Below are 18,125 nucleotides of genomic sequence, written 5' to 3'. Positions count from 1 at the left end.
CCGCTGCGGAACACACGGCGTTCGGGTCGGCAGATCGGCGTCGCGCTCCAAGAACGTGTCCGCGGCTGCGCTCCCCACGATCGTCGCGGACGCGCGCGAGGGCGCTCGGGGCGCCGCCCGTGGTCGGAACGGTCCTCGCGCAGGTGCATTCTCCTCCGGATCGAAGAGGAGCATCAGTATGCGCATCGTTGGACGAGCATCCGCCATCGCACTCATGACGCTCATGAGCGTCGGCGCTGCTGAGGCGAAGGGCTGTATCAAGGGCGCGATCATCGGCGGTCTGGCCGGCCACTATCTCGCCGAGCGCGGCGTCGTCGGCGCCGTGGCCGGCTGCCTGGGCGGCCGCTACCTCGCCAACCGCCAGGCTCGGCGCAGGGAGATCGAGTACGGCTCGCGCGTGCAGCCGCGCGACACCGGGTACGGCCCGTCCCAGGGCTACCCGCGGCGCTCCTACAGCTACTGAGTATCCGCAGGGGCGGCCTGAGCCGCCCCTGCACGCGTGTCGGCGCGACCGGCGTCGCCCGTGCGCGGTCCCGGAACCGCGCCGATCATCGGAGGGCTGTACCGTCGATCCTCGGCCGGCAGCGCCCCGCCGCGCGAGAGCGGCCCCTCTATGCGATCTGACTTTCCCGTCCGATCAGCCCTTCTTGCCCTGCTTGTAGCTCTGGATGGCGCCCTGACAGCCCGGCGAGAGCTTCGACATGTTCTTCTCGAAGCAGGCCTGAGTCTCGGGCCCCTCGTCGGGCGGCATGTCACCGCAGAAGGTGGTGAAGTCACCCATGCATTGCTGCTGAAGCGCCGACTTGTCGTTGGCCGACATGGGCGCGGCGAGAGCCGCCGTGGCTCCCGTGGACAGAAGCAGAGCGGTCGTGATCAGGCGTAGCGGCATGCGATGCTGTTCCTCAGCTCGGTGAACTGCTCAGAAAGCCGGAGGGGCGGACAATCGTTGCACGCGCCGAGCCCTTCGACAGCACGAAAAAGGGCGCCCGGCCGGGCGCCCCCCTGAATTCTCTGAGAGACCGGGTCGAACTCAGTCATCCCAATCGTGGTCGCGGTGACCGTAACCGTGGCCGCGACGCTCGATCACGCGAACACCGGGACGATCCCAGTCGCGGTGGCCGAATCGGACACCGCGATAGCCGTCGCGATAGCCCTCGCGCACGATCACGCGGGAATGGCCGTAACCCGGTCCGTAGCCGTAGCCGCTCCCCCATTCGTGAGCCTGGGCGGCGGAGGCAGCACCCAGGAGCGCGGCACCAGCGGTCAAGGTCATGATGAGTTTCTTCATGATGCGTCCTTGCTTGCTATCTATCGCTAACAACGCGGGCAGAACTTATCGATTTCATATTCAGCACGGCCCGCCAGCAATGTTCACCGGTTCGAATTCCGTCTTCCCGTTTGTCCGAGAACAGCTTTCGTAGCCGGCCAATCGACGTGGAGCCGGCCGGTGGCGCGTCCTCGGTCAGCGCGCCCCGTCCGGCCGACGGGTCCGGACGGGGCGATCTCGTCAGCGACGGGTGCCGGTCGAACTCGTTCCGGAGCTGCCGGTCCCGGTCGTGCCGGTCCCGGAGGTGCCGCTCCGCGTGGTCGAACCGGTCGATTCCGTCCCGCCGGACTTCATCTCGTGGCCAGGCGCGTAGCCGGACGCGCCCGGGCTTCCGGCGCGGCTCCCGCGATCCTGCATCTCGTGGCCCGGACTCTTGGACGAAGCCCCCTGTTCGGCGGCGATCGCGCTGCCCCCGAGAGCGAGGGTGGCGAGGACGATCATCGGCAAGCGTGTCATCGAGCATCTCCTGTTTTGGTGCCCCTCAACGGCAGCATCGCCAGGACCGTTCCGAAGAAAATCGGAGCCTCCGACGTGATGACTGCGCGCGCTCAAGCTCTGCGCGCACGTTTTGTCCCGGCGAGAACAGGTACGTCGCCGAACATGGCGGGGCCTGCTGCTGTGCGATCCCGAATACTGGGCTGTTGTTCCGGGATGGAGGAGGCTGAGCAGCCTCTTGGACATCTCTCGATGGGGAACGGTTTGAGGCCGAGCGCCGTATCTGGTCCGAAGCGCGGCCATGCCCGCCGCGAGGGAGGCATCCATGATACGCACGCCAACGGTGATCCTGCTCGGTACATTGACCCTGGTCGCGGGCCTCCTCGGGCCGTCTACGGCCGCTAAGGCCGATCCACCCTGGGCCCGCGGAGAGCGCGGCTTCCGCCACGGCGGTCCGCCGCCCTGGGCGCCCGCTCACGGCTACCGTCGCCATCGGGAATTCGGCGGGTACGGACGCAGGGATGCGCGCGTCTTCGAGGAGCGACGCTACGGCGGTTACCGCTACAATCGCTATTGAGGGTTGGGGCGAGCTCGCGGCCGGAGATGCGCGCAGCAGGCCGCCGGCCTCACGTCTGCTGGCCTGTCTCAGACGACGGCTTCAGGGGCACCGCGGCTGCGGCCGCGGCCCTCGCGCCGGTGGCGTCGTCATCCTGTGAGCGAGGCCGGCGGGTCTGCGGGATGCCCGCCCGCCGCAACGGCGTAAGACGTGGCCATCGGGCCGACATCCCTGGCGCGAGCCCCGGACGCGGCGGATCGTCGGCCGCTCAGGTCGGCTGCACCACTTCGGGGCTCGCGGTCGCTCGTCGGCACCGTCGCGCGCCGCCCGGATCGGCGGGGCGCCCGCCTCGCCGCGGCGGACGATGTCCCCGACCATCACGACGGACGCGCTCCGCCCGTGTCGCGCAATCCGACGGATCGCTTGATCGCGGCGCGCCGTCCCAGGTGTCGGGCGGCGCGGGCGCCGATCCGGGGCCCGCCGCGCGCTCACACCGCCCCGGCCGGCGCCCAATCCGGCAGGCGGGTCGCCAGGACCTTGTCGATGCGGCGACCATCCATATCGACCACCTCGAGGCGCCAGCCCTGCGCCACGAGGGCGTCGCCCGCCGCTGGAATGCGGCCCAGCTGGAAGATGACGAAGCCGGCGAGCGTCGTGTAGTCGTCAGTGTCCGGCGGGTCGGTGAAGGCGAGGCGCTCGAACGCGTCTTCCGCCGGGATCATGCCGTCGATCAGCAGCGAGCCGTCCTCGCGCTCGACGACGGCCGGATCCTCTCCGGGCTCGGGAATGTCGCCCGCGATGGCCTCGAGAAGGTCCGTCTGCGTGACAATGCCCTCCAGGCTGCCGTACTCGTCCACGATCACGGCCAGCTGCACGGGGTTGCGCTGGAAGCTCTCCAGCGCCGTGAGCACCGTCATGCCCTCGTGGACGACGTTCGGCGGCCGCATGGCGGTGGCGATGTCGAGGACCTTCCCGTCGAGGATCTGATCGAGCAGGTCCTGCTTGCGCAGCACGCCCACGACCTCGTCGATGCCGCCGCGGCTCACCACGACATGGGCGTGGCTGCAGGCGCGGACCGCCCGGGTGATCTCATCGACCGACCCGTCGAGATCGACCCATTCGACCTCGTGGCGCGGCGTCATGATCTCGCGGACCCGGCGGTCCCCCAGCCTGAAGATGCGCTCGACCGCCTCCTGCTGCGCCTCGCGGATGAGACCCGCCTCGCGGCTCGCCTCGACCAGGAGGTTGAGCTCGGCGGTCGAGTGGTGGCCGCCCTCGCCGTGGCCGGGCTGCAACCCGCACAGGCGCAGGACGCCGTTGCCGAGGCTGTTGAGGAACAGGATGGCCGGGCGGAAGACGAACAGGAACACGCTGAGCGGCCGGATCACCGCTAGGGCCGTGCGCTCGCTGCGCTGAAGGGCCAGGCTCTTCGGCGCCAATTCGCCCAGCACGATGTGCAGCGCCGTGATGATGACGAAGGAGATCACCACCGCGACCGTGTGTGCGGCCGCCGTCGAGAGCATGTCCGGCAGCCACGTCAGAGCGGGTTCGATCAGGTGCGCCAGCGCGGGCTCGCCGACCCAGCCCAGGGCCAGGGACGAGATGGTGATGCCGAGCTGCGTCGCGGCGAGGTGGGCATCGAGGTGGTCGGTCGCCCAGAGCAGCGCCTTCGCGTTCACGCGCCGCTCGGCGACGAGTTCGGCAACGCGGCTCCTGCGCACCGCGACGAGGGCGAATTCGGCTGCCACGAAGAAACCGTTCGCCAGAACCAGGGCGAGGACGGCCAACAACCCTAAGGCAGTCGCCCAACCGTCATCCAAGATCGACACCTCCCCTGTGGCCGCCGTGCCGCCCGCGTCGTGACGGTCTCTACAGGAGAGAGGCGGCGCGGCCTACGGGTATCCGCCCCGGGCGGGCCCGCACGTTCTCCGCGACGACCGCCCGCGAGCCGATCATTATGCCCGCCGCGGGTCCTCGGATCGCCCGCGACGGCCGACGCGGGAGCGAAGGGACTCGTCCGGCAAGAGAGGACCGTGGGGCTGGCCATGAGGCCGCTGAAGGTCCGGCACAGGGTGATGCGCCGGCCGTTGCCGGCAGGCGCGCGGTAGACGCGCCGGTCCGGGCGCGTCAGTGGCTGCCGCCGAGATACGCCGCTCGCACGGCCGGGTCGTTCCGCATCTGCTGCGCCGGGCCCTGGAAGCGGATCCGGCCGTTCTCCAGCACGTAGGCGTGGTCGGCGACGCCGAGCGCCGCCATGGCGAACTGCTCGACGAGCAGCATCGTGACCTGCTCGGCCTTGAGCAGCCGGATGATCCGGAAGACCTCCTCCACGAGCTTGGGAGCGAGCCCCATCGAGGGCTCGTCGAGCAGCAGAATCTCGGGCCGCAGCATCAGGGCCCGGCCCATGGCGAGCATCTGCTGCTCGCCGCCCGAGAGCGTGCCGGCGAGCTGCGCGCGCCGCTCCTTCAGGCGCGGGAACATCTCGAAGGCGCGCTCGCGGTCGGCCGCGACGTCGCCCTTCGGCCGCGCGCCGGTCAGGCGGGGGAAGGCGCCCAGCGTCAGGTTGTCCTCGACCGAGAGCGTCGGGAACACCCGCCGGCCCTCCGGCGAGTGCGCGAGGCCGGACCGGGCCACGTCGTGGCTGTCGAGACCGCCGATCTCGCGCCCGTTGAGGCGGATCGAGCCGGCCCGCGGGCGGATCATGCCCGACAGAGCGCGCATCGTGGTGGTCTTGCCGGCCCCGTTGGAGCCGATCAGCGCCACGACCTGACCCTTGGGAACCTGGAAGTCGAGGCCGTGCAGCACCTCGACTTGGCCGTAGCCGGCCGACAGTCCCGTGACCTCAAGCATGGGTCGTCTCCTCGTCGGCGACGGGACTGCCGAGATAGGCCTCGACCACCTTCGGATCGGCCTGGACCTCGCGGGCGCTGCCCTCGGCGATCTTGTGGCCGAAATCGAGGACGCTGACGCGGTCGCACAGGCCCATGACCACGTCCATGTGGTGCTCGATCAGGATCACCGTGATGCCGGCGTCCCGGATCTTGCGGATGATCGCCGTCAGCTCGGCGATGTCGGGGGCGGTCAGGCCCGCGGCCGGCTCGTCGAGGAGGAGCAGGACCGGGTCGAGGGCGAGCGCCCGCCCGATCTCCAGGAGGCGCTGCTTGCCGTAGGGCAGGTTGCGGGCCTCCACCTGCGCCAGGGCGCCGAGACCCACGAAGTCGAGGATCGCCATGGCGCGGGCGCGCTGCTCGCGCTCCTCCCGGCGGCGCCGCGGCGTGCCGAGGATCGCGTCGAACAGGTTGCCGCGGAAGCTGTGGTGCAGGCCGACCAGAACGTTCTCCAGCGCCGTCATCTCGCGGAAGAGCTGCACGTTCTGGAAGGTGCGGGCGACGCCGGCGGCGGCGATCTCCGACGGGGTGCGCCCGTCGAGGCGGCTCGTCCCCTGGCCGCGCGCCAGGGTCACGCTGCCGCCGGTCGGCCGGTAGATGCCGGTGAGCACGTTCATCATCGTGCTCTTGCCCGAACCGTTGGGGCCGATCAGCCCGTGGATCGTGCCCGGCCGCACCGTGAGGTCGACGCCGGCCAGCGCCTTGAGGCCGCCGAACTGCATCAGCGCCTGATCGACGGAGAGGAGAGGGTCGGCGCCCCTGCCGCCGCTCTGGGCGCTCAGCGCCGCGCCCTCGGCGTGCAGGCTCTTGCCCTCGGCGGTGTGGGCCGGACGCAGGGCCGGGATCTTCTCGCGGAAGAACCCGACGATCCCGTCCGGCAGGTAGTAGACCACGAACAGGATCATCAGGCCGAACACGGTCAGCCGGAAGTCGGTGACGGATTCGAGCGCCAGCGTCGCGGGGAAGAAGGCGAGGCAGAGCCCGACCGGCACCAGCAGGGCGAACCGGTTCTCCTGGCGGCGCAGGAAGGCGAGCACGCCCACGACCAGCGCCGCGCCGGCGATGATCCCCGCCATGATCCGCACCAGCCCGATATCGGCGAGCACGTTCGGCATCATCACGATGATCGCCGAGCCGATGATCGGTCCCGCCCGCGACTTGCGCCCGCCCATCGTGACGGCGAGCAGGAACAGCACCGTGAGTTCGAACCCGTAGGAGTTCGGCGCCACGTAGCGCTCCGACCACGCGAACAGCGCGCCGGCGAGGCCGGCCAAAGCCGCCGAGATGACGAAGGCGTAGACCTTGTAGCGGTAGACGCTGACGCCCATGCAGTCGCAGGCGATCGGCGAGTCGCGCAGCGCCTCGAAGGCGCGGCCGTAGGGCGAGCGCACCACCCGGTTGACGACCAGGATGGTGGCCAGCAGCGCGAGGCAGACGAGGTAGTAGAACTCGAGCTTGCGCCCGGCCGCGCCCCAGGGGGCCTGGAGGCCGAGGAGCGAGAAGTCGAGCACCCGGGCCGGCGGCAGGGTGATGCCCAGCGGGCCGTTGGTCAGCGGCGTCAGCTCGTTGATGAAGATCTGGACGATCGTGCCGAAGGCCAGCGTCACCATGGCGAGGTACGGGCCGGTCACCCGCAGGGCGGGCACGGCCAGCAGCACGCCGAAGGCCGAGGTCACGCCGATCCCGGCCAGGATCCCCCACCAGATCCCGAGCTTGAAGTGCAGGAACAGCACCGCCGCCGCGTAGGCGCCGACGCCGAACAGGCCGGCATGGCCGAGGCTTACCTGACCGGTATAGCCGACCACGATGTCGAGCCCGAGGATCAGGATCGCGTAGATGGCGATCACCACCATCAGGTGGATGTAGTACGAGCTCGTGACCACGTGCGGGAACACGGCGAGGCCGACGACCAGCAGCACGGCGCCGAGGACGCCGATATGGCGCGACAGGCCGGGGGCGGCCGCCGGAGCGGGCGCGTCGGCGGGGGCGAGGGTCTGCGCCATGGCTCAGGCTGCCGTGAGGGTTGCGCGGGCGGTCACGGTCAGACCTTCTTGATGACGGCCTTGCCGAACAGGCCGACCGGGCGAATGGAGAGGACGACGAGGAGCAGGATCAGGCCCGGCACGTCCTTGTAGCCGGTCGAGATGTAGAAGCCGGTCAGCGTCTCCGCGACGCCGAGGATCAGGCCGCCGACGATGACGCCGAGGCCGGATTCGAGGCCGCCGATGATCGCCACCGCGAAGGCCTTGAGGGCCAGCACCGAGCCCATCGTGGCGCCGGTGAGCGTCACGGGCGCCACCAGCACGCCCGCGAAGGCCGCCGTCATAGCGCTGATCGAGTAGGAGAGGGTGATCACCTTCTGGGTGTTGATGCCCATCAGCCCGGCGGCGTCGATGTCGTTCGACGTGGCGACGACCGCCTTCCCCCAGATCGACTTGCGATTGAAGATCTCGACCGCGAGCATCATCAGCAGCGCGCCCGCGACGATCAGCAGCTCCATCGGCAGGACGCGCACGCCGCCGACCTGGATCGCCGTCTCGGGGAGCGGGGAGGGGAATTTCAGGTCGTCGCGGCCCCAAACGTTCTCGGCGACGTTCTTGAAGATGATGCCGAGCGCGATGGTCGCCATGATCCACCCGTACTCGGACTTGATCTTCACGGCCGGGCGCACGCCGAGGCGCTCGACCACGGCCCCGAGGGCGAAGCCGAAGACCAGGACCAGCGGGATCATCAGCCAGTAGCCGACGAACGGCACCAGGGTCAGGCCGAACAGGGCCCCGAGCGCCAGCGCCTCGCCCTGGCCGAAATTGAGCGTCTTCGAGGTCGCGAAGGTGAGCTGATAGCCGAACGCGATGGCGGCGTAGATCATGCCGACCGCGACGCCGGAGGCGATGAGCTGGAGCAGGATTTCCATGGGATCGCTGTCACCGGAGGGACGTCCGGTCGCGCGGCGGGCGCCGCGGGACCGCTCTGCGCGGCGCCGGTCGGCCGAGAGGCCGCCGGACCCGGAGGAGACGCCGCGCCCTGCGCGGGCGCGGCGTCCGGAACCTCAGTTCGCGGACTTCTCCTTGAGGCGGACGACGCCCGCGTTCTTGGCGTCCTCGTCCTTGGCGTAGACGATCTTGCCGTCCTGCACCTTCCCGAACACGACCATGTTGCGCGAGATCGCGTTGTGGTCCTTGGCGCTGAAGGGCTTGTCGTAGGTGGTGACCACGCCCTCGACCTTCTCGTTCAGGTTCTCCAGCGCGGCGCGGATCTTCGGGCCGTCGGTGCTGCCGGCCTGCTTGATCGCCGCCGCGAGGAGATAGATCGAGTCGTAGGCCTGGGCGCCGGCCACGGGGGTCGGGATCTTCGTCACGCCGTAGGTCTTGTAGTAGTTCTCCAGGAACGCCTTGCGCTTCGGCAGGGTCTGGTCCTCGATGAAGGTCTGCGGCATGATCACGCCGTTGCCGTTCTGGCCGGCGATGTCGATGAAGCTCTGCATCGAGGACGGCCAGCTGGTGATCATCGGGACTTTCCAGCCGAGCTTCGCCATGCCGCTGGCGATCTGGGCGAGTTCCGGCCCGATCCCGTAGGCCAGGATCACCTCGGCCCCGGCCTGCTGCGCCTTGAGCAGCTGGGCCGTCATGTCGACGTCCTTGATGTTGAACTTCTCGACCGCGACCGGCTTCACGTTCTTGGTCGCGAGGTACTTCTCGATGTCCTCGCGGCCGAGCTGGCCGTAATTGGTCGAGTCGGCGAGGATCGCGATCTTCTTGTGGCCCTGCGCGAGCGCCTCGTCGACCATCAGGCCGGCCTGGAGCACGTCGTAGGCCGAGTTCCGGAAGACGTAGTTGGCGTCGTAATCCGGCTCCTTGAACTGGTTGGTGATGATCGTCCCGGTGGCGACGTTGTTGAACACCGGGATCTCGGCCTCCTGGTAGAAGCGCTGGGCGGCGAGCGCGACGCCGGTGTTGATGAACCCGACGGTGGCGACCACCTTCTCCTTGTTGATCAACTCCTGCGCGACCTGCGCCCCGACCTCGTTCTTGGCCTCGTCGTCGCGCTCGATGAGCTGGATCGGGCGCCCGAGCACGCCGCCAGCCTTGTTGATCTCCGCGGCGGCGAGCTTCGCGCCATCGCGCATCGAGACGCCCATCGAAGACGAGCCCCCGGTATAGGGACCGCTCAATCCGATCTTGATCGGGTCCGCGGCGCGCGCCGGAGCCGCCACCATCGCCAATAACAGCACCGCGGCTGCGGCGCGACCTGCGAAGACCATCGTTTCCTCTCCAAGCTTCCGCTCGCGCGGTGTGCCCTTCACCGTGGCACTCTGAGAGGCAGATCTCTTTGACTCAGGTCGGGCCGTCAAGCTGCGATTTCGACTGATCCCGGACGATTAATACAGATTGTACGATCCGGCCTACAGAAAAGCTACGTACGATGAAATTCTAGGCACGCCGCACGGCCAGCCGGATTAGGAATCCCTGGTGTTCGTGGCACGGCGACGATGCTCGCCCAAGGCCCTCGACCTCAGGTTCCCGCTCGCGCGCTTGCCGAAAGATTTACCGGTGCGACACGGTGTGCAGGCCGACGGCCACGGCACCTCCGTCCGCAGCGAAGCTTCGCAGCGAGCGTGCGGACCGGACGGGAGCGACGCGCTCGGTCGTCGTCGGGCGAGCGGCGCGAGAAGCGGGAGCCGCTGCGTGACGGCGTGGCCCGACCGCCGGTAGATCGCGCGACGCCCCGTCGAGCGCGCGGCAGCCAGCAAGGTGTCGGCGCGTCGGCACCGTCGCGGCCGGAGCTGCGCCGGGCGCGGCCGGGTTGTCGAACGTGGAACCGTCTCAGCGGTGCGGGCGAGCATCAGTTCTGATGCCCGCCCGCCTCGCTCATTCTGCCCTGTCGGAGGCGACGCGGCGCCTCAGGAACAGCCCGTCGTCGACCCGCAGGTGTCGCACTTCAGGCAGGTGCCGTTGCGGACCAGCGTGAAGTTCGCGCATTCCGGGCAAGCCTCGCCGACATAGCCCTTCATCTTCGCCTCGGCCCGGCGGTCGGCGACGCTCCGCTCCGCCTTGGCGAAGGGGAGGGTGTCGGCGATCGTCTCGGCCTGACCGGCCGTCGCCGGCTCCGCCTTCAGCGCCGTGCTGCCGCGGATCGCGTGCACCGTGCCGCCGGCCGGGGCCAACTGGCCGGCGCTCGCCGCACCGACCCCGAGGCTGGCACCGGCCGGTCCGCCCTGGATTAGGGTCAGCCGGTCGGCCGAGCCGCGGAGCAGGCCGCGGGACACGACCGAGGAGGCCGGCGCCGGCTTCGGACCCTCGCGGGTCGTGTCGCCGCTCTCGCCGCCACCGATCACCGTGCCGCCGATCTCGGCGGGGCTGACATGCGCGAGGTCGGCGCGGCCGAGATACGAGACCGCCAGCTCGCGGAACACGTAGTCGAGGAGCGAGGTCGCGTTCTTGATCGCGTCGTTGCCCTGCACGAAGCCCGCCGGCTCGAACCGCGTGAAGGTGAAGGCCTCCACGTACTCCTCCAGCGGCACGCCGTACTGGAGGCCGAGCGAGATCGCGATGGCGAAGTTGTTCATCAGGCTCCGGAAGGTCGCGCCCTCCTTGTGCATGTCGATGAAGATCTCGCCGAGGCGGCCATCGTCGTACTCGCCGGTGCGCAGGTAGACCTTGTGGCCGCCCACCACCGCCTTCTGGGTGTAACCCTTCCGGCGGGCGGGCAGCTTCTCGCGGGAGCGAATCCGCTCGACGCGCTCGATCACGCGCTCGACGATCTTCTCCGCGGCCGCGGCGGCCTTGGCGGCGGCCGGTGCCTGGATCAGGGCCTCGATCCCCTCATCCGCCTCGTCCTCCTCGTCCGAGATGAGGGCGGCGTTCAGCGGCTGCGACAGCTTCGAGCCGTCGCGATAGAGGGCGTTCGCCTTCAGGGCGAGGCGCCAGGACAGCAGGTAGGCCGCCTTGCAATCCTCGACCGTGGCGTCGTTCGGCATGTTGATGGTCTTGGAGATCGCGCCCGAGATGAAGGGCTGCGCGGCCGCCATCATGCGGATGTGGCTGTCCACCGAGAGGTAGCGCTTGCCGATGCGCCCGCAGGGATTGGCGCAGTCGAAGACCGGGTAGTGCTCGACCTTCAGGCCAGGCGCGCCCTCGAGCGTCATCGCCCCGCAGATGTGGGTGTTGGCGGCCTCGATCTCCTTCTTGGAGAAGCCGAGGAACGGCAGCAGCTCGAAGGTCGGGTCCGACAGCTTCTCGGCGGGCACCTTCAGGGTCTGGGTGAGGAAGTCGTCGCCCAGGGTCCAGCGGTTGAACACGAACTTGATGTCGAAGGCCGACTTCAGACCCTTCTCGACCGCGGCGATCTTGTCGTCGGTGAAGCCCTTGGCGCGGAGCGTCGTCGGGTTGATCCCCGGCGCCTGACCCATCGATCCGTGGCCGACCGCGTAGGCCTCGATCTCGGCGATCTCGGATTCGCGGTAGCCCAGCGCCCGCAGGGCGTCCGGAGCGGCCTGGTTGATGATCTTGAAGTAACCGCCGCCGGCGAGCTTCTTGAACTTCACCAGGGCGAAGTCGGGCTCGATGCCGGTCGTGTCGCAATCCATCACGAGCCCGATCGTGCCGGTCGGCGCGATCACGGTGGCCTGCGCGTTGCGGTAGCCGTGCTCCTCGCCGAGCTTCAGCGCCCGGTCCCAGGCCGCCCGGGCGTGGTCGCCGAGATCGGCCTGCGGGATGTTGGCGTGGTCGAGGGCGACCGGCGCGACGTTCAGGAACTCGTAGCCCTCGGCCTCGCCGTGCGCGGCCCGGCGATGGTTGCGGATCACCCGCAGCATCGCGTCGGCATTCTCCTCGTAGGCCGGGAAGGTGCCGAGCTCCGCGGCCATCTCGGCCGAGGTGGCGTAGGCCACGCCGGTCATGATCGCGGTGAGCGCGCCGGCAAGCGCCCGGCCCGCGTCGGAATCGTAGGGCAGGCCCATGGTCATCAGAAGGCCGCCGATATTCGCGTAGCCGAGACCCAGCGTCCGGTAGCGGTAGGACAGCTCCGCGATCTCCTTCGACGGGAACTGCGCCATCATGACGGAGATCTCGAGGACCACCGTCCAGAGGCGGTTGAGGTGCTCGAACGCCTCCACGTCGAAGCGCTTGGTCTCCCGGTCATACATCGTCAGCAGGTTCGCCGAGGCGAGATTGCAGGCGGTGTCGTCGAGGAACATGTACTCGGAGCACGGGTTCGAGGCCCGGATCCGCCCGCCCGCCGGGCAGGTGTGCCAGTCGTTCATCGTGGTGTTGAAGTGCAGGCCCGGATCCGCCGAGGCCCAGGCGGCCTCGCCGATCCGCTCCCACAGGTCGCGGGCCTTGAGGGTCTTGGTGACCTTGCCGGTGGTGCGGGCGGTCAGCTGCCAGTCGGCATCCGCCTCGACGGCGCGCAGGAAGTCGTCGGTCAGCGAGACCGAGTTGTTGGAGTTCTGGCCCGCGACCGTCAGGTAGGCCTCGGAATCCCAGTCGGTGTCGTAGACGGGGAACTCGATCTTCGTGAAGCCCTGGCGGGCGAACTGCACCACGCGCTTGATGTAGGAATCCGGCACCGAGGCGCGGCGGGCGGCCTTGATCTCGCGCTTGAGGGCCGGGTTGCGCTCCGGATCGAAGCAGGCGTCGCCCTCGGCCTCGCACTGCGTGCAGGCCTTCATCACCAGGGTCAGGTGCTTGGAGACGACCTTCGAGCCCGTCACCAGGGCGGCGACCTTCTGCTCCTCCTTCACCTTCCAGTCGATGAAGGCCTCGATATCCGGGTGGTCGATGTCGACGATCACCATCTTGGCGGCGCGCCGCGTGGTGCCGCCCGACTTGATCGCGCCGGCCGCCCGGTCGCCGATCTTCAGGAAGCTCATCAGGCCCGAGGACTTGCCGCCGCCGCCGAGCTTCTCGTTCTCCGAGCGCAGCATCGAGAAGTTCGAGCCGGTGCCGGAGCCGTACTTGAACAGGCGCGCCTCGCGCACCCACAGGTCCATGATGCCGCCGTCGTTGACGAGGTCGTCCTGGACCGACTGGATGAAGCAGGCGTGCGGCTGCGGGTGCTCGTAGGCCGAGGCCGACTTGGTCAGCACGCCGGTCTGCGGGTCGCAATAGTAGTGGCCCTGGCTCGGGCCATCGATGCCGTAGGCCCAGTGCAGGCCGGTGTTGAACCATTGCGGCGAGTTCGGCGCCACCATCTGGCGGGCCAGCATGAAGCGCAGCTCGTCCATGAAGGCCGAGGCGTCCTCTTCCGACGAGAAGTAGCCGCCCTTCCAGCCCCAGTAGGTCCAGCAGCCGGCGAGCCGGTCGAAGACCTGCGTGGCGGAGGCTTCGGAGACGAAGCGCTCGTCCTCGGGGATCTCGGCCAGGGCCGCGTCGTCCGGCACCGAGCGCCACAGGAAGGACGGGACCGCGTTCTCCTCGACCTTGCGCAGCCGGGCCGGGACGCCGGCCTTGCGGAAGTACTTCTGCGCGAGCACGTCGCTCGCGACCTGGCTCCAGCTCTCCGGAACGTCGATGCCGTCGAGGCGGAACACCACCGAGCCGTCCGGGTTGCGGATCTCGCTCAGCGCCTTGCGGAAGGGGATGCCGGCGTAGGGCGATTGTCCGGCCGTGGTGTAGCGACGCTCGAACCGCATGAAACACACCTCTCCCGACGGGACACGAGGGTCCCGGCCCCGCGCGACGCGGGGTCTAGCCCGATAGTGGGATTCGCGGCCGACCACGCCCGGCTGAGAGGCGTGCCCCGGTCCCGCGAACGAAAATTAGGAACGGTCGCCCCTGCCCAACGCACCACTTCCGCGGGGCGCGACCGATGCAGGGAGATTACCGCCGCCTTCACTCTCACGTCAACAAGTGGTGTTCGGCGGCCTTGTTCCCCGCTAGATGTTGTGCCGGCTCGCAAAAGTCTGTGGATATCGTCCCCGGCCGGGATAAGTGTCCTTCCGGCTTTCGGGAATCGGATCCGGAAAATTTTAGATTCACAACCCTAGGGAGCGGAACCGGCGCGCCGCCAAAATCGGACGCCGCAGGCGCGGACCGAGCGTTGCCGCGCAGCGACACTTCCGTCATGCGGCTGGACTCACACGCGCGCGGTCACCATAACGGCGCCGAGAAGCGCCCTCGCGGCGCGGCACGATTCCGGGACCGGCGATGGCGCTGAAGGACACTTTGCTGCGCATCTTCACGTGGTGGAACGGTCAGACCGTCTCCGTCGCGCTCCAGACCGCGCGCACCGGCATCTTCGTCGGCGAGGACGAGTTCGGGAACAAGTACTACAAGGCGGAAGGCGCGCTGATCGACCGCTCGGTGGGCTCGGAGCGCCGGTGGGTCGTCTATAACGGCTACGCCGACGCCTCGAAGGTGCCGCCCGGCTGGCGCGGCTGGCTCTGCCACAACGTCGACCTCGCCCCGAGCGAGGAGAACTACCAGCCGAAGGCGTGGCAGAAGCCGCATATGGAGAACCAGACCGGCACGGCGAACGCGTACCGGCCGGCGGGATCGCAGCTCTCCTGGGGCCAGCGGCCGGCCGCGACCGGCGACTACGTGTCCTGGACGCCGGGCGAGTAGATCCCCCGTCTGCCGCGGGCTCGGCGCCCTTTTGCCGCCACCGTTGCGGTGTTCATGACGGGCCAATCCCGATCGTCCGCCGCGCATCCGTTGGCGCGGCCGGCCACCCTCGTCTAGGGGTCCGAGCCTTGAGCCGCATCACAGCCCTCGCACGCCGCGCGCTCGCCCCGAGCTTGGCGCTCGCCGTCTGCGCCAGCCCCGCCGCCGCCGACAAGATCAAGAACCCGACCGCGGTGTTCTCCGGCCTCGACAAGATCACCGGCCGGATCGTCAACTTCGAGGTGGCGGTCGACGAGACCGTGCAGTTCGGCGCCCTGCAGCTCACCCCGCGGGTCTGCTACACGCGGCCGCCCACCGAGAGCGCCAAGACCACGGCGTTCCTCGAGGTCGACGAGGTCACCCTCGACAACAAGTACCGCCGGATCTTCACCGGCTGGATGTTCGCGTCGAGCCCCGGCCTGCACGCGATCGAGCACCCGATCTACGACGTCTGGCTGGTCGACTGTAAGGGCGGCAGCGACGTGATCGCGGAGGCCAAGGAACAGGAGGACGTCCCGGCGGTGGCGGCCAAGCCCGAGAAGGCCAAGCGCCCCGGCAAGGACGCGACCAAGACTGCCCAGCAGCTCAACGCCAACGGTCAGGTGGACGTGGAGGCGCCGCGCGGCGTGCCGGTCCAGCCCCGCCAGAAGCCGTCGCGGAAGTTCTTCCCGTCGAACGAGGGCCCGGCGCCGGCTCCGGCGCCGCAGCAGCAGCCGCAGAACCTCTTCGACGCGCTGTTTCGCTGACGCCGCGCGCGTCACCGACACGGCAGGCTGGACCGGCGCGGCTTAAGGCGGCGCGACGGGAGCGGTCGCCTCAGGCGACGTTGAGACGTCGCCCGCGATTCCACGCCAGGAACGGAACACCGGAGAGAAGGCCGGCGAGCGCCGCCTGCGTCTGGTGGCAGCCGTTCACCGACACCCGGGGCAGGGCCTGGAGGTGGCGGGCATGCTCGGCGAAGAGGTGCCCCGGCCGCGTGGTCACCGCGGTCGCGAATCCCATCTCCCGCGCCAGGGCGAATTCCCGCGGGCCGGCGGAGGTCGGATCACCCACCGGGTAGGAGAGGTGCCGCACCGGCCGCCCGAGTTCCGTCTCGATCCGCGCCCGGCCCTCGGCGATCTCCCGCGCCGCGACCGCGGAGGTGTGCTTGGCCAGCATCGGGTGGGTGACCGTGTGGGCTCCGACGGTGACGGCCGGGTCGGCGGCGAGGTCGCGCAGTTCCGTCCACGACAGGCATAGGTCGGCGGCGAGCCGTCCGGGCGGGACGCCGGCCTGCCGGCAGAGGGCGGCGATCCGGTCGAGGAGGTCCGCCTCCTCGCCGCGGCGCAGATCCCGGTACAGGGCCTCGAAGGCCAGCGCCTTCTCCTGCGGGCTCCGCGACGGGAGATCGAAGCTCCGCGCCCCGATATCGACCCGCACCCGGTCGAGGCGCGCGATCGCCTGCTCCAACTCGATCCACCAGAGGCGCCCGGCCTGATCGGCGAAGCCGCTGGTGACGAACAGCGTCCACGGCGCGCCGTGGCGGGCCAGCACGGGACGGGCATGCACGACGTTGTCGCGGTAGCCGTCATCGAAGGTCAGGACCGCGAAGGGTGGCCCGTAATCCGGCTCGGCCAGCCGCTCCGGCACCGAATCGAGCCCGACGATCTCGAAGCCGCGGGCATCGAGCTCGCGCAAGGTCAGGTCGAGGAAGTCGGGGGTGATGCCGAGCAGGCGGTTCGGCGCGAAGGCCGGCACCGGGTCGGGACTGACATGGTGGAAGGTGAGGATCACGCCGAGGCCGCGGGCCGCGGGGCTGAGCCAGCGATCCGCCCCGAGCGCCTGGATCGCGCGGAAGCCGGACGCGAAGACCCGATGCTTGGCACGCGACGACAGCATGGCCCTGAACCGTTCGGGCCCGCGGCCCAGATCGGCACAGCCTTGGCGCGCCAGGGTAAACAAACCCGAAAACCCGCATCGCCCCGCGTCACCGCGATCACGGCAAGCAGCCGTTAGCCACGACTGTTCTTTGCCGCACCGGCCGATGCCGGGATCGCACCATCATCGGTTGAAGTCACGGGCTGTTCAGTCGCCGCCTGCAGAGTCCGGGCGGCACGGGATCGCCAGCGGTCCCCGGGAGATCGGGTCATGGCGGTCGGTGTCCAGGTGGCGGGAACGGGCATGGTCGACACGCGCGTCGCCGGGGGACTCGTCGCGGAGATCATCCCCGACCTCGCGGCGGCCGAGGCGCTCTGGCGGCGCCTCGAAGCCGATCCGGCGAGCCTCGGCACGCCGTACCAGCGGTACGACTGGATCGGCGCGTACCTGCGGGCGACGGGGCAAGCCGAACGCGCGCGCGTCGCGGTCCTGCGGGACACGGACGGCCGGCCGCGCATCCTCATCCCGTTCGCGCTGCAGCGGGAGCACGGCCTGCGCATCGCGCGCACGGTCGGCGACACGCACGCCAATTTCCACCTGCCGCTCTTCGCCACCCGCGATGCGGCGGCCATCGCGCCCGGCGACATCGTCGCGGCCCTCATCCGCGCCGGTCGGGCGAGCGGGTTCGACGCCTTCGCCCTGAAGCATCAGCCCCGGATGTGGGACGGGGCGGCGAACCCGCTCGCCGCGAGCGGCGAGGCGGAGCCCAGCGACGCCTACGGCCTGATGCTCGGGCCGGATCCGGAGGCCACCGTGCGCCGGGTGTTCAGCGCGGATGCCCGCAAGAAGCTGCGCTCCAAGGAGAAACGCCTCGTCGAGGCGCACGGCGCTGTCGCCTACCGCCGCGCCGAGACACCCGAGGAGGCGGCGCACCTGCTGACGGCGTTCTTCGCGCAGAAATCGGCCCGCTTCGCCGGCATGGGCATCTCCGACCCCTACGCCGATCCGGCGATCCGAGCCTTCCTGACGGCCGCGTCGACCGGCGCCGCGCCCGCCGTGGAGCTCTACGCCCTGTGCCTCGCCGGGAGCGGGCGCGTCCTCGCAACCTTCGGTGGGGCAGTCAGCGACCGGCGCTTCAGCGGCATGATGACGGCGTTCGACGGCGATCCCGAGATCGCCCGGTTCAGTCCCGGCGACCTGCTGCTGCAGCATCTGGTGCGCGATCAGACCGCGCGCGGCCGGCAGGGCTTCGATCTCGGCGTCGGCGAGGCGCGCTACAAGGCCAGCATCTGCGACGAGACGATCAGCCTCGTGGAGACGATCATCCCGATCACCCTCCGCGGCCGGACCTACGGCGCCCTCCGCCGCGGACTGACCCGCACCAAGCGGCGGATCAAGCGCGACCCGCGCCTCTACGCCGTCCTGAAGCGGCTCCGCACGCTGCGCCGGTCGTGACCGTC

Annotated in this window: 15 protein-coding genes; 5 read left to right on the top strand and 10 right to left on the bottom strand. The window is 69.7% G+C overall.

Going from position 1 to position 18,125, the window contains the following annotated elements; translation table 11 throughout:
• Positions 1 to 178: 178 nt before the first annotated feature.
• Positions 179 to 463, top strand: coding sequence for a hypothetical protein (locus MOTC310_RS17420; protein WP_331292083.1), 285 nt, complete (start codon positions 179 to 181; stop codon positions 461 to 463).
• A gap of 174 nt (positions 464 to 637) precedes the next feature.
• Here MOTC310_RS17420 and MOTC310_RS17415 read toward each other — a convergent pair whose 3' ends face one another.
• The 3 genes from MOTC310_RS17415 to MOTC310_RS17405 all read right to left on the bottom strand — a co-directional run bounded on the left by MOTC310_RS17415 (position 638) and on the right by MOTC310_RS17405 (position 1,783).
• Positions 638 to 889, bottom strand: a complete 252-nt coding sequence (locus MOTC310_RS17415; protein ID WP_331292082.1) for a hypothetical protein — start codon at positions 887 to 889, stop codon at positions 638 to 640.
• Positions 890 to 1,030: 141 nt separating this feature from the next.
• A complete protein-coding gene (locus tag MOTC310_RS17410) occupies positions 1,031 to 1,288 on the bottom strand; it encodes a hypothetical protein (RefSeq protein ID WP_331292081.1) in 258 nt (85 codons plus the stop codon).
• Between the two features lie 219 nt (positions 1,289 to 1,507).
• A complete protein-coding gene (locus tag MOTC310_RS17405) occupies positions 1,508 to 1,783 on the bottom strand; it encodes a hypothetical protein (RefSeq protein WP_331292080.1) in 276 nt (91 codons plus the stop codon).
• A gap of 304 nt (positions 1,784 to 2,087) precedes the next feature.
• On the opposite strand from MOTC310_RS17405, the gene MOTC310_RS17400 reads away from it, so the two are divergent.
• Positions 2,088 to 2,339, top strand: coding sequence for a hypothetical protein (locus tag MOTC310_RS17400; protein WP_331292079.1), 252 nt, complete (start codon positions 2,088 to 2,090; stop codon positions 2,337 to 2,339).
• A 467-nt stretch (positions 2,340 to 2,806) separates the two neighbouring features.
• Here MOTC310_RS17400 and MOTC310_RS17395 read toward each other — a convergent pair whose 3' ends face one another.
• From MOTC310_RS17395 to MOTC310_RS17370, 6 genes are all read right to left on the bottom strand, one after another.
• A complete protein-coding gene (locus MOTC310_RS17395; protein ID WP_331302698.1) occupies positions 2,807 to 4,108 on the bottom strand; it encodes a hemolysin family protein in 1,302 nt (433 codons plus the stop codon).
• A gap of 337 nt (positions 4,109 to 4,445) precedes the next feature.
• Complete coding sequence (locus MOTC310_RS17390; RefSeq protein ID WP_331292077.1) at positions 4,446 to 5,168, bottom strand: ABC transporter ATP-binding protein; 723 nt, start codon at positions 5,166 to 5,168, stop codon at positions 4,446 to 4,448.
• The gene (locus tag MOTC310_RS17385) at positions 5,161 to 7,209 is read right to left on the bottom strand and encodes a branched-chain amino acid ABC transporter ATP-binding protein/permease (protein WP_331302697.1); all 2,049 of its coding nucleotides are present in this window, start codon (positions 7,207 to 7,209) and stop codon (positions 5,161 to 5,163) included. The genes MOTC310_RS17390 and MOTC310_RS17385 overlap by 8 nt, the downstream gene beginning before the upstream one ends.
• A 38-nt stretch (positions 7,210 to 7,247) precedes the next feature.
• Positions 7,248 to 8,120 carry a branched-chain amino acid ABC transporter permease gene (locus MOTC310_RS17380; RefSeq protein ID WP_331292072.1) on the bottom strand — a complete coding sequence of 291 codons (873 nt, stop codon included), beginning with the start codon at positions 8,118 to 8,120 and terminating at the stop codon, positions 7,248 to 7,250.
• Between the two features lie 135 nt (positions 8,121 to 8,255).
• Complete coding sequence (locus MOTC310_RS17375) at positions 8,256 to 9,467, bottom strand: ABC transporter substrate-binding protein (RefSeq protein WP_331302696.1); 1,212 nt, start codon at positions 9,465 to 9,467, stop codon at positions 8,256 to 8,258.
• Between the two features lie 639 nt (positions 9,468 to 10,106).
• Positions 10,107 to 13,838, bottom strand: coding sequence for a vitamin B12-dependent ribonucleotide reductase (locus MOTC310_RS17370; RefSeq protein ID WP_331302695.1), 3,732 nt, complete (start codon positions 13,836 to 13,838; stop codon positions 10,107 to 10,109).
• Positions 13,839 to 14,352: 514 nt separating this feature from the next.
• Here MOTC310_RS17370 and MOTC310_RS17365 point away from each other — a divergent pair.
• Complete coding sequence (locus MOTC310_RS17365; protein WP_331292069.1) at positions 14,353 to 14,769, top strand: NADH:ubiquinone oxidoreductase subunit NDUFA12; 417 nt, start codon at positions 14,353 to 14,355, stop codon at positions 14,767 to 14,769.
• Between the two features lie 128 nt (positions 14,770 to 14,897).
• A complete protein-coding gene (locus tag MOTC310_RS17360) occupies positions 14,898 to 15,554 on the top strand; it encodes a DUF2155 domain-containing protein (RefSeq protein ID WP_331292068.1) in 657 nt (218 codons plus the stop codon).
• Positions 15,555 to 15,624: 70 nt separating this feature from the next.
• On the opposite strand, the gene MOTC310_RS17355 is transcribed toward MOTC310_RS17360, so the two are convergent.
• Positions 15,625 to 16,686: a polysaccharide deacetylase family protein gene (locus tag MOTC310_RS17355; protein WP_331302694.1), complete on the bottom strand. Its 1,062-nt coding sequence runs from the start codon at positions 16,684 to 16,686 to the stop codon at positions 15,625 to 15,627.
• Positions 16,687 to 16,935: 249 nt separating this feature from the next.
• On the opposite strand from MOTC310_RS17355, the gene MOTC310_RS17350 reads away from it, so the two are divergent.
• The gene (locus MOTC310_RS17350) at positions 16,936 to 18,120 is read left to right on the top strand and encodes a GNAT family N-acetyltransferase (RefSeq protein WP_331302693.1); all 1,185 of its coding nucleotides are present in this window, start codon (positions 16,936 to 16,938) and stop codon (positions 18,118 to 18,120) included.
• Positions 18,121 to 18,125: the final 5 nt, after the last annotated feature.

The sequence above is a fragment of the Methylobacterium oryzae genome, from assembly GCF_036441375.1.
Taxonomy (GTDB): domain Bacteria; phylum Pseudomonadota; class Alphaproteobacteria; order Rhizobiales; family Beijerinckiaceae; genus Methylobacterium; species Methylobacterium oryzae_A.
Note: the sequence above shows the minus strand (reverse complement) of the source record. Positions and strands in the feature narration are given on the sequence as shown.

What these genes read in the sequence shown, in the direction of transcription:
- MOTC310_RS17420 (WP_331292083.1), top strand. Translation starts at nt 179, where the DNA reads ATGCGCATCGTTGGACGAGCATCCGCCATCGCACTCATGACGCTCATG.
- MOTC310_RS17415 (WP_331292082.1), bottom strand. Translation starts at nt 889, where the DNA reads ATGCCGCTACGCCTGATCACGACCGCTCTGCTTCTGTCCACGGGAGCC.
- MOTC310_RS17410 (WP_331292081.1), bottom strand. Translation starts at nt 1,288, where the DNA reads ATGAAGAAACTCATCATGACCTTGACCGCTGGTGCCGCGCTCCTGGGT.
- MOTC310_RS17405 (WP_331292080.1), bottom strand. Translation starts at nt 1,783, where the DNA reads ATGACACGCTTGCCGATGATCGTCCTCGCCACCCTCGCTCTCGGGGGC.
- MOTC310_RS17400 (WP_331292079.1), top strand. Translation starts at nt 2,088, where the DNA reads ATGATACGCACGCCAACGGTGATCCTGCTCGGTACATTGACCCTGGTC.
- MOTC310_RS17390 (WP_331292077.1), bottom strand. Translation starts at nt 5,168, where the DNA reads ATGCTTGAGGTCACGGGACTGTCGGCCGGCTACGGCCAAGTCGAGGTG.
- MOTC310_RS17385 (WP_331302697.1), bottom strand. Translation starts at nt 7,209, where the DNA reads ATGGCGCAGACCCTCGCCCCCGCCGACGCGCCCGCTCCGGCGGCCGCC.
- MOTC310_RS17380 (WP_331292072.1), bottom strand. Translation starts at nt 8,120, where the DNA reads ATGGAAATCCTGCTCCAGCTCATCGCCTCCGGCGTCGCGGTCGGCATG.
- MOTC310_RS17375 (WP_331302696.1), bottom strand. Translation starts at nt 9,467, where the DNA reads ATGGTCTTCGCAGGTCGCGCCGCAGCCGCGGTGCTGTTATTGGCGATG.
- MOTC310_RS17370 (WP_331302695.1), bottom strand. Translation starts at nt 13,838, where the DNA reads ATGCGGTTCGAGCGTCGCTACACCACGGCCGGACAATCGCCCTACGCC.
- MOTC310_RS17365 (WP_331292069.1), top strand. Translation starts at nt 14,353, where the DNA reads ATGGCGCTGAAGGACACTTTGCTGCGCATCTTCACGTGGTGGAACGGT.
- MOTC310_RS17355 (WP_331302694.1), bottom strand. Translation starts at nt 16,686, where the DNA reads ATGCTGTCGTCGCGTGCCAAGCATCGGGTCTTCGCGTCCGGCTTCCGC.
- MOTC310_RS17350 (WP_331302693.1), top strand. Translation starts at nt 16,936, where the DNA reads ATGGCGGTCGGTGTCCAGGTGGCGGGAACGGGCATGGTCGACACGCGC.